At 59.4% G+C, this 13,154-nt stretch carries 10 protein-coding genes; 7 read left to right on the top strand and 3 right to left on the bottom strand.

What is annotated here, in order from left to right; genetic code table 11:
* Positions 1–84 precede the first annotated feature (84 nt).
* The 4 genes from F6R97_RS09565 to F6R97_RS09550 all read left to right on the top strand — a co-directional run bounded on the left by F6R97_RS09565 (position 85) and on the right by F6R97_RS09550 (position 5,019).
* A complete protein-coding gene (locus F6R97_RS09565) occupies positions 85–1,389 on the top strand; it encodes a homoserine dehydrogenase (RefSeq protein WP_038980216.1) in 1,305 nt (434 codons plus the stop codon).
* A 66-nt stretch (positions 1,390–1,455) separates the two neighbouring features.
* Complete coding sequence (gene thrC / locus F6R97_RS09560; RefSeq protein WP_038979090.1) at positions 1,456–2,865, top strand: threonine synthase; 1,410 nt, start codon at positions 1,456–1,458, stop codon at positions 2,863–2,865.
* Positions 2,866–2,998: 133 nt separating this feature from the next.
* Positions 2,999–4,354: a transporter substrate-binding domain-containing protein gene (locus F6R97_RS09555; RefSeq protein ID WP_038979091.1), complete on the top strand. Its 1,356-nt coding sequence runs from the start codon at positions 2,999–3,001 to the stop codon at positions 4,352–4,354.
* A gap of 377 nt (positions 4,355–4,731) precedes the next feature.
* Positions 4,732–5,019 (top strand): DUF3509 domain-containing protein, encoded by a 288-nt coding sequence (locus tag F6R97_RS09550; protein WP_038979092.1) that lies wholly within the window; start codon positions 4,732–4,734, stop codon positions 5,017–5,019.
* A 170-nt stretch (positions 5,020–5,189) separates the two neighbouring features.
* On the opposite strand, the gene F6R97_RS09545 is transcribed toward F6R97_RS09550, so the two are convergent.
* Both F6R97_RS09545 and F6R97_RS09540 read right to left on the bottom strand, forming a co-directional pair.
* On the bottom strand, positions 5,190–6,116 hold the full coding sequence (locus tag F6R97_RS09545; RefSeq protein ID WP_038979093.1) for a TIGR02285 family protein: 927 nt from the start codon (positions 6,114–6,116) through the stop codon (positions 5,190–5,192).
* Positions 6,097–7,296: a CaiB/BaiF CoA transferase family protein gene (locus tag F6R97_RS09540; RefSeq protein ID WP_038979094.1), complete on the bottom strand. Its 1,200-nt coding sequence runs from the start codon at positions 7,294–7,296 to the stop codon at positions 6,097–6,099. Before F6R97_RS09540 ends, F6R97_RS09545 begins: the two co-directional genes overlap by 20 nt.
* Positions 7,297–7,443: 147 nt before the next feature.
* Between F6R97_RS09540 and F6R97_RS09535 the strand changes: the two genes are divergently transcribed.
* The 3 genes from F6R97_RS09535 to F6R97_RS09525 all read left to right on the top strand — a co-directional run bounded on the left by F6R97_RS09535 (position 7,444) and on the right by F6R97_RS09525 (position 11,136).
* Positions 7,444–7,986, top strand: a complete 543-nt coding sequence (locus F6R97_RS09535) for a YaeQ family protein (protein ID WP_028623872.1) — start codon at positions 7,444–7,446, stop codon at positions 7,984–7,986.
* Positions 7,987–8,052: 66 nt separating this feature from the next.
* The gene (recJ, locus tag F6R97_RS09530; RefSeq protein WP_038979095.1) at positions 8,053–9,762 is read left to right on the top strand and encodes a single-stranded-DNA-specific exonuclease RecJ; all 1,710 of its coding nucleotides are present in this window, start codon (positions 8,053–8,055) and stop codon (positions 9,760–9,762) included.
* 267 nt (positions 9,763–10,029) lie between these two features.
* The gene (locus F6R97_RS09525) at positions 10,030–11,136 is read left to right on the top strand and encodes an NADH:flavin oxidoreductase/NADH oxidase (protein ID WP_038979096.1); all 1,107 of its coding nucleotides are present in this window, start codon (positions 10,030–10,032) and stop codon (positions 11,134–11,136) included.
* A 202-nt stretch (positions 11,137–11,338) separates the two neighbouring features.
* Here F6R97_RS09525 and F6R97_RS09520 read toward each other — a convergent pair whose 3' ends face one another.
* Complete coding sequence (locus tag F6R97_RS09520) at positions 11,339–12,964, bottom strand: glucan biosynthesis protein D (protein WP_048393710.1); 1,626 nt, start codon at positions 12,962–12,964, stop codon at positions 11,339–11,341.
* Positions 12,965–13,154 lie beyond the last annotated feature (190 nt).

The raw sequence follows: 13,154 nt of genomic DNA, 5'->3' as shown, positions 1-13,154 counted from the left end.
TTGTCGGGCCATTAATAGAGAGCCGCGAGTATGCGGTTGTTTTCACGGCCGGCCTTGAGTCGGCCGTTTTATGGGGAGTTCACAGTGAAACCGGTCAAAGTAGGCATCTGTGGGTTAGGGACCGTCGGTGGCGGTACCTTCAACGTACTTCAGCGCAACGCCGAGGAAATTGCTCGTCGTGCCGGGCGTGGAATCGAAGTGGCACAAATTGCCATGCGCACGCCAAAGCCTCAGTTCCAGACGACCGGTATTGCGATTACCAACGATGTGTTCGAAGTGGCCACGAACCCAGAGATCGACATCGTTATAGAGCTGATGGGCGGCTACACCGTTGCCCGCGAGCTGGTACTCAAGGCCATCGAGAATGGCAAGCATGTGGTCACCGCGAACAAGGCACTGATCGCCGTTCACGGTAATGAAATTTTCGCCAAGGCTCGCGAGAAGGGCGTCATTGTGGCGTTCGAAGCGGCCGTGGCCGGCGGCATCCCGGTGATCAAAGCGATCCGTGAAGGTTTGTCTGCCAACCGCATCAACTGGGTTGCGGGCATCATCAACGGCACCGGCAACTTCATCCTCACCGAAATGCGTGAGAAGGGTCGCACCTTCGAAGACGTACTCGCCGAGGCCCAAGCCCTGGGTTACGCCGAAGCCGATCCGACCTTCGACGTCGAAGGCATCGACGCAGCCCACAAGCTGACGATCCTGGCGTCCATCGCGTTCGGTATTCCGCTGCAATTCGACAAGGCCTACACCGAAGGCATCACCAAGCTGACCACCGCTGACGTGAACTACGCCGAAGCGCTGGGCTATCGCATCAAGCACCTGGGCGTGGCGCGCAGCACCGCGGCCGGCATCGAGTTGCGTGTGCACCCGACGCTGATCCCGGCCGATCGCTTGATCGCCAACGTCAACGGCGTGATGAACGCGGTGATGGTCAACGGTGACGCCGCCGGTTCGACCCTGTTCTACGGCGCCGGCGCCGGCATGGAGCCGACCGCTTCGTCGGTGATCGCCGATCTGGTGGACGTGGTTCGCGCCATGACCTCCGACCCGGAAAACCGCGTACCGCACCTGGCTTTCCAGCCGGATTCGCTGTCGGCCCATCCGATCCTGCCGATCGAAGCCTGCGAAAGCTCGTACTACCTGCGCATTCAGGCCAAGGACCATCCGGGCGTGTTGGCTCAGGTGGCGAGCATCCTGTCGGAGCGCGGCATCAACATCGAATCGATCATGCAGAAAGAAGTCGAAGAGCATGACGGTCTGGTGCCAATGATCCTGCTGACGCACCGTGTGCTGGAACAGCACATGAACGACGCGATCACCGCCCTGGAAGCCTTGGAAGGCGTGGTCGGCCCGGTCGTACGGATCCGCGTCGAGCACCTGAACTAAGCCGTTATCGTTCACCGGGCTCGCACGCGGGCCCGGCATTGCGAACACTGTCTATTGGAGCCAGTCATGCGTTATATCAGTACCCGCGGCCAGGCACCGGCCCTGAATTTCGAAGATGTCCTGCTGGCCGGTCTCGCCACCGACGGCGGTCTGTATGTCCCGGAAAACCTGCCACGTTTCACCCAGGAAGAGATCGCTTCCTGGGCCGGCCTGCCGTATCACGAGCTGGCCTTCCGGGTGATGCGCCCGTTCGTGACCGGCAGCATCCCCGATGCCGATTTCAAAAAAATTCTTGAAGAAACGTATGGCGTGTTTTCCCACAACGCCGTTGCGCCACTGCGTCAGCTGAATGGCAATGAATGGGTGCTGGAACTGTTCCACGGCCCGACCCTGGCGTTCAAAGACTTCGCCCTGCAATTGCTGGGTCGTCTGCTCGACTACGTGCTGGAAAAGCGCGGCGAGCGCGTGGTGATTGTTGGCGCTACCTCCGGCGACACCGGTTCGGCGGCGATCGAAGGTTGCAAGCACTGCGAAAACGTCGACATCTTCATCCTGCACCCGCACAACCGTGTGTCTGAAGTGCAGCGTCGCCAGATGACCACCATCTTCGGCGAGAACATCCATAACATCGCCATCGAAGGCAACTTCGATGATTGCCAGGAAATGGTCAAGGCCAGCTTCGCCGACCAGAGCTTCCTCAAGGGCACGCGCCTGGTGGCGGTGAACTCGATCAACTGGGCGCGGATCATGGCCCAAATCGTTTACTACTTCCACGCAGCCCTGCAATTGGGTGGCCCGGCGCGTTCGGTATCGTTCTCGGTGCCGACCGGCAACTTCGGCGATATCTTCGCCGGTTACCTGGCGCGCAACATGGGCCTGCCGATCAACCAGTTGATCGTCGCCACCAACCGCAACGACATCCTGCACCGCTTCATGAGCGGCAATCAGTACGTCAAGGAAACCCTGCACGCCACGTTGTCGCCGTCCATGGACATCATGGTGTCGTCGAACTTCGAACGCCTGCTGTTCGACCTGCACGGTCGCAACGGCGCGGCGATTGCCGGTTTGATGGACACCTTCAAGCAGGGCGGCGGTTTCAGCGTCGAAGAGGAACGCTGGACCGAGGCACGCAAACTGTTCGATTCGCTGGCCGTGGACGACGCCCAAACGTGCGAAACCATTGCCGAAGTCTTTGAGCAAACCGGCGAGCTGCTGGACCCGCACACTGCCATCGGCGTGAAGGCCGCGCGCGAATGCCGTCGCAGCCTGGATATCCCGATGGTGATCCTCGGCACGGCCCATCCGGTCAAATTCCCGGACGCAGTGGAAAAAGCCGGCGTAGGAAAAGCGCTCGAACTACCTGCACATCTTTCTGATTTGTTTGAGCGAGATGAGCGTTGCACCGTGTTGCCGAACGACCTGAAAGCCGTGCAGGCCTTTGTCAGTCAGCATGGCAACCGTGGCAAGCCGCTGTAACCGGTAAAAGCTGTCACATTTTGAAGCCCGTCTCCTGACGGGCTTTCTCATTTCTGCATGCCACACTTGTCGGGTTTCGTAAAAGAAGAGCCGCCCATGAAGGACGGGCGAGACGATCACCAAGGAAGTGGCAATGCTGTTTTTCAGAGGGTTTAAACCAGCCGTGTGCTGGATGTTTTTATTGGGCGCCCTGGGCTTTGGGCAATGGGTAAAGGCCGCGCAATTGGCGACACATGAATCGCGGGAGTCAGCCACCGTCGAACGCATTGAGCTGGAAGCTCAGGAGCGGCAATGGATCGCTGAACATCCGATGGTTATCGTCGCGTCGGCGCAGTACCCGCTGTATCTGTTCAAGGATGAGCACGGTCACTGGAGCGGTTTGAACAACGATGTGCTCAACCGCATCAGCGCCATGACAGGGCTGCGGTTCGTTCATGAAGAGTCGTTTTCCACCGACCAACTGCTGGAGCGGCTGGAAAGTGGCGCGGCGGACATGAGCACGACGCTGGCAATGAATGACGAGCGCAAGGTGTTTCTGGATTTCAGCCATGCGTTCGGCGGGGCGGGCTGGGTACTCGTGGGGCTGGCCGGCACCCCAGCGTTACAGTCGCTGGAACAGCTTTCGAAAAGAGTTCTGGTACTGCCGGCCCGGCACGCCCTGGAGGGTGTGATTCGTCGTGACTACCCGGCGATCGAACTGCGCTCGGTCAAAACCTACGGCGAAGCCCGGGCACTGGTGGAAAGTGGCGAGGCCTACGCCACCATTGAAAACGAAATCGGAGCGCAGCTCTACCCCTCGGGCCGGCTCAAGGTCGGGCATGCGGTGGAAGGCAAATGGGAGGCTGATCATTTGACAGTCCGCAAAGGACAGCCGCAGTTATTGAGCATCCTCAACAAGGCGCTGGAGGCATTTCCACCCGCCGAATTACGCGCCATGCGGTTGAAATGGCTGAACGGAATCGCGCCGGTACACGCCCCTTCGGCCTGGCAGCGGATAACCCAGTGGGGTTGCTGGAGCCTATTCATCGTTAGTCTGTTCGGCTTGCTCTCATTGCTTTGGAACCGCCGGCTCGCTGCACTGATCAAGCAACGTCGGGACGCCGAGAAAGACCTCAATGACCAGCTCGCATTCCAGCACGCGTTGATAGACGCCATGCCCGATCCGATGTTCGTGCGTGATCTGGAAGGGCGTTTGATCATGTGCAACAAAAGTTATGAGGAGCGCTTGTCGACCCGTTTCGACCAGGTTCAGGGGCGACAATTGATCGAACTCGACGTCTTGCCCAAAGAGACCGCCGAGCAACTGCACGCCGAGTTCATGGCCCAGCTCGGTACTCACAAGACCCGCTTCAGCGAACGTCAGTTGATGTTCAAGGACGGCGTCAGGGATATCTACCAGTGGACGGTGCCGTTTTACAGCGCGGACGGTCAGTTGCGAGGACTGCTGGGCGGATGGAGTGATATCGGCAAGCGTACGAGGCAGGCATGAAGGGTAATGCCAGTCAGTTAAGTGAAGGCCAAGACTTGTGGCGAGGGGGCTTGCCCCCGTTCGGCTGCGAAGCAGTCGCAAATCCGGTGCGTGCGGTGTGCTTGGCAGAATGAGGTTGCAGGTTTTAGGACTGCTTCGCAGTCCAACGGGGGCAAGCCCCCTCGCCACAGGTTTTGCACTTGACATCCTTCTTCACTGACTGGCATTTAGCACGGATCAGCTGTTTTTTTACTGTCATCTTTACCGTGCATGCTCTAGTTACCAGAGGCGCCGGTGCGCCTGCCGTTGGAATCCAGAACTTTCTTCTCGGGCCTGTGGTCATTTACTGTGGACACGCCCCAGGCACTTTGTTTTCGGACTATTGAGTGGTGATCGAGATGGAAAGTATCAGTCTATTGCTCGGTGAGGCTCTAAGCCCGTATCTGGTCAAGTTGACCCCATCGGGTGCCCATGGCGAATGCCTGGTGACATTGAAGAGTACGAGCGGCGCTATCGTGGTCGAACGGGTGTTCAATCAGGCTCAGTTAACCGATAAACGTCTGCTGACGGATGTCGTCGACGGGCTGCACCGCGACGTGCTGATCGCTGAAGGACGTCTGGAGCCCTGTGTCATCGCGGCGTTGCGCAATGCTGCTCAGGACAAGATCCTGGCCAGCCGAAATTGAATTGTTTTTTGTGGGAACCTTCCTGCGCCAAGGTCAGTCAGACCATGTAACAGCAGGATCAAGCATTGTGCTCCGGTGCTTGTAGCTTGTTGCCACTGGTCTTTATGTAGGCCACGTTTAACCCCGAGTCGTCTCCCCACTTCTCGGGGTTTCTTTTTGCCTGCGATTTGTCACTGCGCGGCCTGATGTTCGAAAAAGGCCCTGGTTTCTTCCAGGTAGTCCTTGCGTCTTTGCGGATCGAGCCAGTCGGCGTACAGCGCATCCAGGCGCTCGCGGGGCAGGGCGCGTAATAGCTGATTGATTTCACTGATTGCCTGTCGCCCCTGGGGCGTATTCGAGCAACCGATGTACCCGGACAAGTATTTGCCCGTGCCTTTGACCGGATAGAACTCCAACTGCTCATCGGTAATATTTTCCTGACGAGCCTGATAGCGGATTTCCGGCCAGTAACCCAAGACCACCTGCAAACGACCCAGTCGCTGCATCTGCAACAGACTGCCGAGGGCGTTGTTGCCGTAGTGAGGCGCCAGCACGCCGGGCGGCGCCTGTTGCAGCAGCGTGTCGAGGAACTGACCGTAACGGCGCTCGGCCACTACACCGACTTTCTCTCGACGGCTGGCCAACAGTGCTGCCAAATCGACTTCATCGCCAATGAGAAAGGGCTCCAGCACCGACCGATCTTCACGTCGAATCACCAGCCCATTGCTGACCGCCCGGAAAGCCGGAATGGAAAAGGCTATCCATTGTTCGCGCTCCTCGCTCCAGATCAGCGAAGGGTCGCAGGTAAAGGATTTTTCATGGAGCATTTGCATGCCACGGGCGCGATTGACCCGCATCAGGGTGTGTTCGTATTGCGGCATGCCGGCGATCAACAGCGGCATCAGTTGATCGATAACCCCCTGGCCTTTTTTCGGGCCTTCGAAGATCGTCACGGGCGGCAGATCGCGCAGCAGCCAGAGCAAATGTTCTTTAGGTTGCGCTTGGGCCGGGGACATCAGCCCCGCCAACAGCACGAGCGCCGTCAGCGCGCGACCTATGCCGGCGTAATCGATGACTGATGAAAGCAGGCGCTTCAGCTTAGATGGCCCCGTCTTCACGCAACCGTGCGATCTGTGCCGGGTCATAGCCAAGGTCGTGGAGTACTTGCTCATTGTGTTCACCCAACTGCGGCCCGACCCATTCGGAGCTGCCGGGCGTCTCAGAGAGTTTTGGCACAATGCCGGGCATCTTGAAGTCCTTGCCATCGGGCAGCTTGGCTTGCAAGAACATTTCCCGGGCCAGGTACTGCGGATCACTGAACATGTCTTCGGCACTGAAGATTCGGCTGGCGGGAACGTCGGCCTGGTTCAGTTGCTCGATCACCGCATCCAGCGGCAGTGAGTTGACCCATCGATCGATCACCCCGTAAATCTCGTCGCGACGGCTATCGCGTCCGTCGTTGCTGGCCAGCACAGGGTCGTTGGCCAGGTCTTCGCGACCGATGATCAGCATGAAACGCTTGAAGATCGCATCGCCATTGGCGCCGATCTGCACATGTTTGCCGTCGGCGCTGGTGTGAATGGAGGAGGGCGTGATGCCCGGCATGATGTTGCCGGTGCGTTCGCGGATGAAGCCGAACACGTCGAATTCCGGGACCATGCTTTCCATCATGGCGAAGATTGCTTCGTACAGTGCCACGTCCACCACTTGGCCCAAGCCGCCGTTGACCTCGCGATGACGCAAAGCCATCAGTGCGCCGATCACGCCCCAGAGCGCGGCAATCGAGTCGCCGATGGAAATTCCGGTGCGCACTGGCGGCCGGTCCTCGAACCCGGTGATGTAGCGCAGGCCGCCCATCGATTCACCGACCGCACCGAAGCCCGGCTGATCTTTCATTGGCCCGGTCTGGCCAAAGCCTGAGAGCCGCACCATCACCAGTTTCGGGTTCAGTGCATGCAAGACTTCCCAGCCCAAGCCGAGCTTTTCCAGCACGCCGGGGCGAAAATTCTCGATCAGGATGTCCGCTTCGCTGAGCAGCTGTTTCAGAATTTTCAGGCCGTCCGGGTGTTTCAGATTCAGGGTCAAAGACTTCTTGTTACGCGCCTGAACGAACCACCACAGCGAAGTGCCTTCATACAACTTGCGCCATTTGCGCAACGGATCGCCGCCGTCCGGGGACTCGATCTTGATCACTTCGGCGCCGAACTCGCCGCAAATACGCGAGGCAAACGGCCCGGCAATCAACGTACCCAATTCGATGACTTTCAGACCGGAGAGCGGTTTGTTGGAGAACGGCATGCTGAATCCTGTAGGACAAAGGCTGAGCGAGTGCAGAGTTTTAACATAGCAGACCGTCAGTCGCCCAAGGTTGATCGCCTTCAATTCGTTGATTGCCTGTTGCATCGGTTAGACTTGCCGCCTTTCCTCGTATCAAGAAGCCCGTTCATGGCCCAGCCGTCCACGACCTACAAGTTTGAACTGAACCTCACCGACCTCGACCGCAGCGTCTACGAGAGCGTGAAGCAGACCATCGCCCGTCATCCTTCGGAAACCGAAGAGCGCATGACCGTGCGGCTGCTGGCCTACGCCTTCTGGTACAACGAGCAGTTGTCCTTCGGTCGCGGTCTGTCAGACGTGGATGAGCCGGCACTGTGGGAAAAGAGCCTGGATGATCGTGTCCTGCACTGGATCGAAGTCGGCCAGCCAGACGCCGATCGCCTGACCTGGTGCTCGCGCCGCACCGAGCGCACCAGCCTGCTGGCTTACGGCAGCCTGCGTGTCTGGGAAACCAAAGTGATCCCGGCGATCAAAAACCTGAAAAACGTTCACATCGCCGCTGTGCCCCAGGAAATCCTGGAAACCTTGGCCAAGGACATGCCGCGCGTTATCAAGTGGGATGTGATGATCAGCGAAGGAACGATTTTCGTCACCGACGACCGTGGCCAGCACGAAGTCCAGTTGCAATGGCTGAGCGGTGAACGCGGCTGATTATTCGCCGCTGAACCGCGTTACCCGGTTTTATCCTACGTATTCAAGAGAAGCACCTGTCACCCCATGCGCATCGAACCTCGCCTGTTGCCCGACACCCTGCCATTCCTCGGTGATATTCCACCGCTGCTGACTCGCCTTTACGCAGCGCGGGGCGTGCAGTCCGAGGCTGAACTGGACAAGAGCCTGGCGCGGCTGATTCCGTACCAGCAGCTCAAAGGCATCGATGCGGCGGTGGATTTGCTGGTGACGGCTCTGGAGCAACGTCAGCGGATTCTGATCGTCGGCGACTTCGACGCCGATGGTGCGACGGCCAGTACCGTGGGCATGCTGGGGTTGCGCCTATTGGGCGCGGCGCATGTCGATTATCTGGTGCCGAACCGGTTCGAGTACGGCTATGGCCTGACGCCGGAGATCGTCGAAGTGGCGCTGACCCGCGAGCCGCAACTGCTGATCACCGTGGACAACGGCATCTCCAGCGTCGAAGGCGTGGCTGCGGCGAAAAAGGCCGGGCTCAAGGTGCTGGTCACCGATCACCACTTGCCCGGCGATGAACTGCCGTTGGCCGATGCCATCGTCAATCCGAACCAGCCGGGTTGCGAGTTCCCGAGCAAAGCCCTGGCCGGTGTCGGGGTGATCTTCTATGTGCTGATGGCGCTGCGTGCGCGCTTGCGCAGCCTGGGTTGGTACGAGAGCAAGCCGCAGCCGAACATTGGCGAACTGCTGGACCTGGTGGCGCTGGGCAGCGTCGCCGACGTGGTGCCGCTGGATGCCAACAACCGGATTCTGGTGCATCAGGGGCTGGAGCGGATTCGCGCCGGGCGCGCGCGGCCGGGGATCAAGGCGATCCTTGAAGTGGCCAAGCGCGACCATTCGCGCATTACCTCCACCGACCTGGGCTTCATCCTCGGCCCGCGTCTGAACGCGGCGGGGCGTCTGGATGACATGAGCCTGGGCATCGAATGCCTGCTCACCGATGACGCGGGCGCTGCCCGTGAAATGGCCGCTCAGCTGGATGGAATGAACCAGGACCGCAAATCCATCGAGCAGGGCATGCAGCGTGAGGCGCTGGCCCAGCTCAAGGATTTGCCGGTGGAATCGATGCCGTTTGGCCTGTGTCTGTTCGATCCCGAGTGGCACCAGGGCGTCATCGGAATTCTCGCGTCGCGTATGAAAGAGCGCTATTTCCGTCCGACCATTGCCTTTGCCGATGCCGGCGATGGCCTGCTCAAGGGCTCGGGGCGTTCGGTTCAGGGCTTTCACATTCGCGATGCCTTGAGCGTGGTCGCGGCGCAGCATCCGAACCTGATCAGCAAATACGGCGGCCACGCCATGGCGGCCGGCCTGACGTTGCCGGAAGCGAATTTTCCGTTGTTTGCCGAGGCCTTCGACGCTGAAGTGCGTAGGCAAATGCGCGAAGAAGACCTGACCGGGCGCCTGTTGTCGGACGGCACATTGGCGGTCGAAGAGTTCCACCTGGAACTGGCCCGCGCCCTGCGCCACGCCGGGCCTTGGGGGCAACACTTCCCGGAGCCGCTGTTTCATGGTGTGTTCCAGTTGGTCGAGCAGCGTGTTGTGGGTGAGCGGCACCTCAAAGTAGTGCTGAGAAGTGAATGCGGTTCGGTGAAGCTGGACGGCATTGCCTTCGGTATCGACCGTGATATCTGGCCGAATCCAACCATCAAGTGGGTTGAATTGGCCTACAAACTCGACCTCAATGAGTTCCGTGGGAACGAGACCGTTCAGTTGATGATTGCCCACATCGAACCGCGTTAAGCCCTTCGCGGGCAAGCCTCGCTCCTACAGACTGTGCATAACTTGTAGGAGCGAGGCTTGCCCGCGAAAGCAATTTCCCCGCACCGAATCCCTCGGAACCCTCCCTCATCCCCCGATGTCGACTAGGCTCTAAGCACTGCTTGATTATCCTTGTGACGTCTTGTCGAATTTTTTGCCCGCGGGGGCGGGTGCTGCACCTTTTTCCTGTCACTCGTCGACTATTCAAACAGAACCCTGGAGCCTGCCCACTGATTCGAGAGGTGCCCCATGAGTCTGCTGCTTGAACCCTATACCCTTCGTCAATTGACCCTGCTTAACCGCATTGCGGTGTCACCGATGTGCCAGTACTCCAGCGTCGATGGGCTGGCCAATGACTGGCATCTGGTCCACCTCGGTAGCCGCGCTATCGGCGGCGCTGGTCTGGTATTCACCGAAGCCACGGCGGTCACCGCCGACGGGCGTATCACCGCCCAAGACCTTGGCCTCTGGAATGATCAACAGATCGAACCCTTGCAGCGTATTACGCGCTTCATCGCCGCCCAAGGCGCCGTTGCCGGCATCCAGTTGGCCCACGCCGGGCGCAAGGCCAGCACGCATCGGCCGTGGCTCGGCAAGCATGGCAGCATCAAGCCGGAAGACGGCGGCTGGATCCCGGTCGGTCCTTCGCCGATCGCTTTCGACCCACAGCACACACCACCGAAGCAGCTCGATGAGGGCGAGATCGCTGACGTTATCCGGGCCTTCGTCGATTCGGCCAAACGGGCACTGACCGCCGGTTTCAAAGTGGTCGAAGTACACGCCGCCCACGGTTACCTGTTGCACCAATTTCTTTCGCCCCTGAGCAATCAGCGGCGCGATCAGTACGGCGGTTCGTTCGAGAATCGGATTCGGCTGGTGCTGCAAGTCACCGAAGCGGTGCGTGCGGTGTGGCCTGAAGAGTTACCTGTGTTTGTGCGGGTGTCCGCCACCGATTGGGTGGAGGATGGCTGGAACCCCGATGAAACCGTAGAGCTGGCGCGACGCCTCAAAGATCTGGGCGTGGACCTGATCGATGTCTCATCGGGTGGTACGGCGGTTAACGCCGAGATTCCTACAGGCCCCGGTTATCAGACGCGTTTTGCCGAGCGCGTACGCAAGGAGTCAGGCATTGCCACCGGTACTGTAGGAATGATCACCGAACCGGCCCAGGCCGAGCACATTCTGCGTACCTGTCAGGCCGACATCATCTTCCTCGCCCGGGAGTTGTTGCGTGATCCGTATTGGCCGCTGCATGCCGATGACGATCTGGGCGGGCACAAAGCTATCTGGCCAGCGCAATATCATCGGGCTACCCATCGTGACCAGCCGATTCATGAATCGGATTTGCGTGATTGAATGTTGCTGTAAAAAAAAGCCCCGGTCGTGTTGATCGGGGCTTTTGCATTTTTGTGCCGAGAGGTTTGTCGTCTGTCCTGCCGCCTTCGCGGGCAAGCCCGCTCCCACAAGGATCGGCGGCGTACACAAATTTTGTGAACACCCCCATCACTGTGGGAGCGGGCTTGCCCGCGAAGGGGCCGGTTCAGGCGCCCACTTACCGTCAGGTGTACTTACGCTTCTCCGGCGCTGGCGGGAAATACTGGTACAACCAGGTTTCACTCAACGTCCGGTCATTGGTGCGAATGAACAACCGCAGCTCCACCGGAGCCACGCTGTCATTGGTCGGGTACCAGTCGAAAGTAATGCGGTAGCCCTTGATGTCATCCAGCACCAACACATTGAAGTCCTTCACTTCGCCGTTCGAGCAGGTCACCACCGGCTCGATCCCCGCGCCTGCGGGCAAGCGGTCCAGACCACCACCGGTGAAGTCCACGGCAAAGCGTCGCGCCCAGACTGGTGGGTAATGCTCGCCCGGCGCCCAGCCTTCAATGAAGCCTCCCATGCCCGAACGAGTCGCGTTGACCCGCGCCAGCGGCGTGCTCACCGGCGGCAGAGCGCTCCAGTAGAGCTTGTAGCCGTAGTTGAGGGAGTCCCCGGCTGCGACCGGTTTTTTCGGCGTCCAGAATGCAACGATGTTATCCAGGGTTTCGCCGGTTGTAGGAATTTCCAGCAAATCGATAGAGCCTTCGCCCCACGCGGTTGTAGGTTCTACCCACAAGCTCGGGCGCTTGCTGTACCAGTCGACGGTGTCCTGATAATTGGCGAACTCGTGATCGGTCTGCACCAGACCAAAGCCTTTCGGATCGGTGTCGGCAAAGGCATTGAATTGCAGGGTGGCCGGGTTATTCAGCGGGCGGCAGATCCACTCGCCATTTCCGCGCCACATCGCCAAGCGATCGGAGTCGTGGATTTGCGGGTGGATCGTGTCGCACATGCGCCGCTCATGGGTGCCGCAGCTGAACATGCTGGTCATCGGCGCGATGCCCAACTGCTCGATGGCGGTGCGGGCATTGACGTGGGCGTCGACTTCCATCACCACACGCTCGGCCTGGCAATCGATGTCAAAACGGTAGGCGCCGGTGGCGCTCGGCGAGTCGAGCAAGGCATAAACCACGAAGCGGGTGCTGTCCTTGTCCGGGGTCTCGAACCAGAACTTGGTGAAGTCCGGGAATTCTTCGCGCTTCTTGGCGTACGTATCGATCGCCAGGCCGCGGGCCGACAAACCGTACTGGCCGGTGGCATCTACCGCGCGGAAATAGCTGGCGCCGAGGAAGGACAACACGTCGTGCTGATCCAGCTCCGGGGCCTTGAACAGCTTGAACCCGGAGAAACCCAGATCGCCTTTGAGCTGTTTAGTGTCAACAGTGGTTTTTTCGTAGTTGAACAGCGACGGGCGGAAATGCACCTCGCGCGCCAACCGAGTCTTGGGATCGACGCTGTACATGCGCACTGGCTGCTTGAAACCCATGCCGACGTGGAAAAACTGTACGTCCAGCTGACCTTTCAAGTCCTTCCACAGCGAGTGATTGCCGTCGTAGCGGATCGCGTTGAAGTTCTGCGGCGTCATGGTCGCCAGCGTCGGCGGCAGCACCTGCTTGGTGTCTTGCCAGGGCTTGCCAGCGAGCTGTTTGGCCTGGTTCTTCAGCGCTTCGAAGTCGAACGCCACAGCGTCGCCATCAGCCGCGCCGCTACCGGCCCAGGCGTTCGCCGCCAACAGGCCAGTGGCCGAGAGACCGGTGTAAGCCGCGATGGCCATGGAGGCTTTGAGCAAATTCCTGCGGTGCATAAGTACAACCTGTCGTGAACAATCCCGCGCCGTTCCTGGCACGTACTGGATCAGAAATAACGGTTCGGACATGCCTTGGCCAAACGCAACGGACTTTAGAACAGATGCCAAATAGCTTAAACCGTTCGGTTGCAGAGCAAAAATGATTGATGGCACAGCGACAGAGCGGCAATGAAACAAGAGATGTCAG

Source organism: Pseudomonas sp. JV414, from assembly GCF_032424305.1.
GTDB lineage: Bacteria > Pseudomonadota > Gammaproteobacteria > Pseudomonadales > Pseudomonadaceae > Aquipseudomonas > Aquipseudomonas lini.
This window is presented reverse-complemented; position numbering and strand designations above follow the sequence as displayed.

Excerpts from the sequence above, each read along its gene's own strand:
- F6R97_RS09540 (WP_038979094.1), bottom strand. The coding sequence starts at position 7,296 with ATGCCGTTCTCCAACAAACCGCTCTCCGGTCTGAAAGTCATCGAATTG.
- F6R97_RS09550 (WP_038979092.1), top strand. The coding sequence starts at position 4,732 with ATGGAAAGTATCAGTCTATTGCTCGGTGAGGCTCTAAGCCCGTATCTG.
- recJ (WP_038979095.1), top strand. The coding sequence starts at position 8,053 with ATGCGCATCGAACCTCGCCTGTTGCCCGACACCCTGCCATTCCTCGGT.
- F6R97_RS09535 (WP_028623872.1), top strand. The coding sequence starts at position 7,444 with ATGGCCCAGCCGTCCACGACCTACAAGTTTGAACTGAACCTCACCGAC.
- F6R97_RS09520 (WP_048393710.1), bottom strand. The coding sequence starts at position 12,964 with ATGCACCGCAGGAATTTGCTCAAAGCCTCCATGGCCATCGCGGCTTAC.
- thrC (WP_038979090.1), top strand. The coding sequence starts at position 1,456 with ATGCGTTATATCAGTACCCGCGGCCAGGCACCGGCCCTGAATTTCGAA.
- F6R97_RS09525 (WP_038979096.1), top strand. The coding sequence starts at position 10,030 with ATGAGTCTGCTGCTTGAACCCTATACCCTTCGTCAATTGACCCTGCTT.
- F6R97_RS09555 (WP_038979091.1), top strand. The coding sequence starts at position 2,999 with ATGCTGTTTTTCAGAGGGTTTAAACCAGCCGTGTGCTGGATGTTTTTA.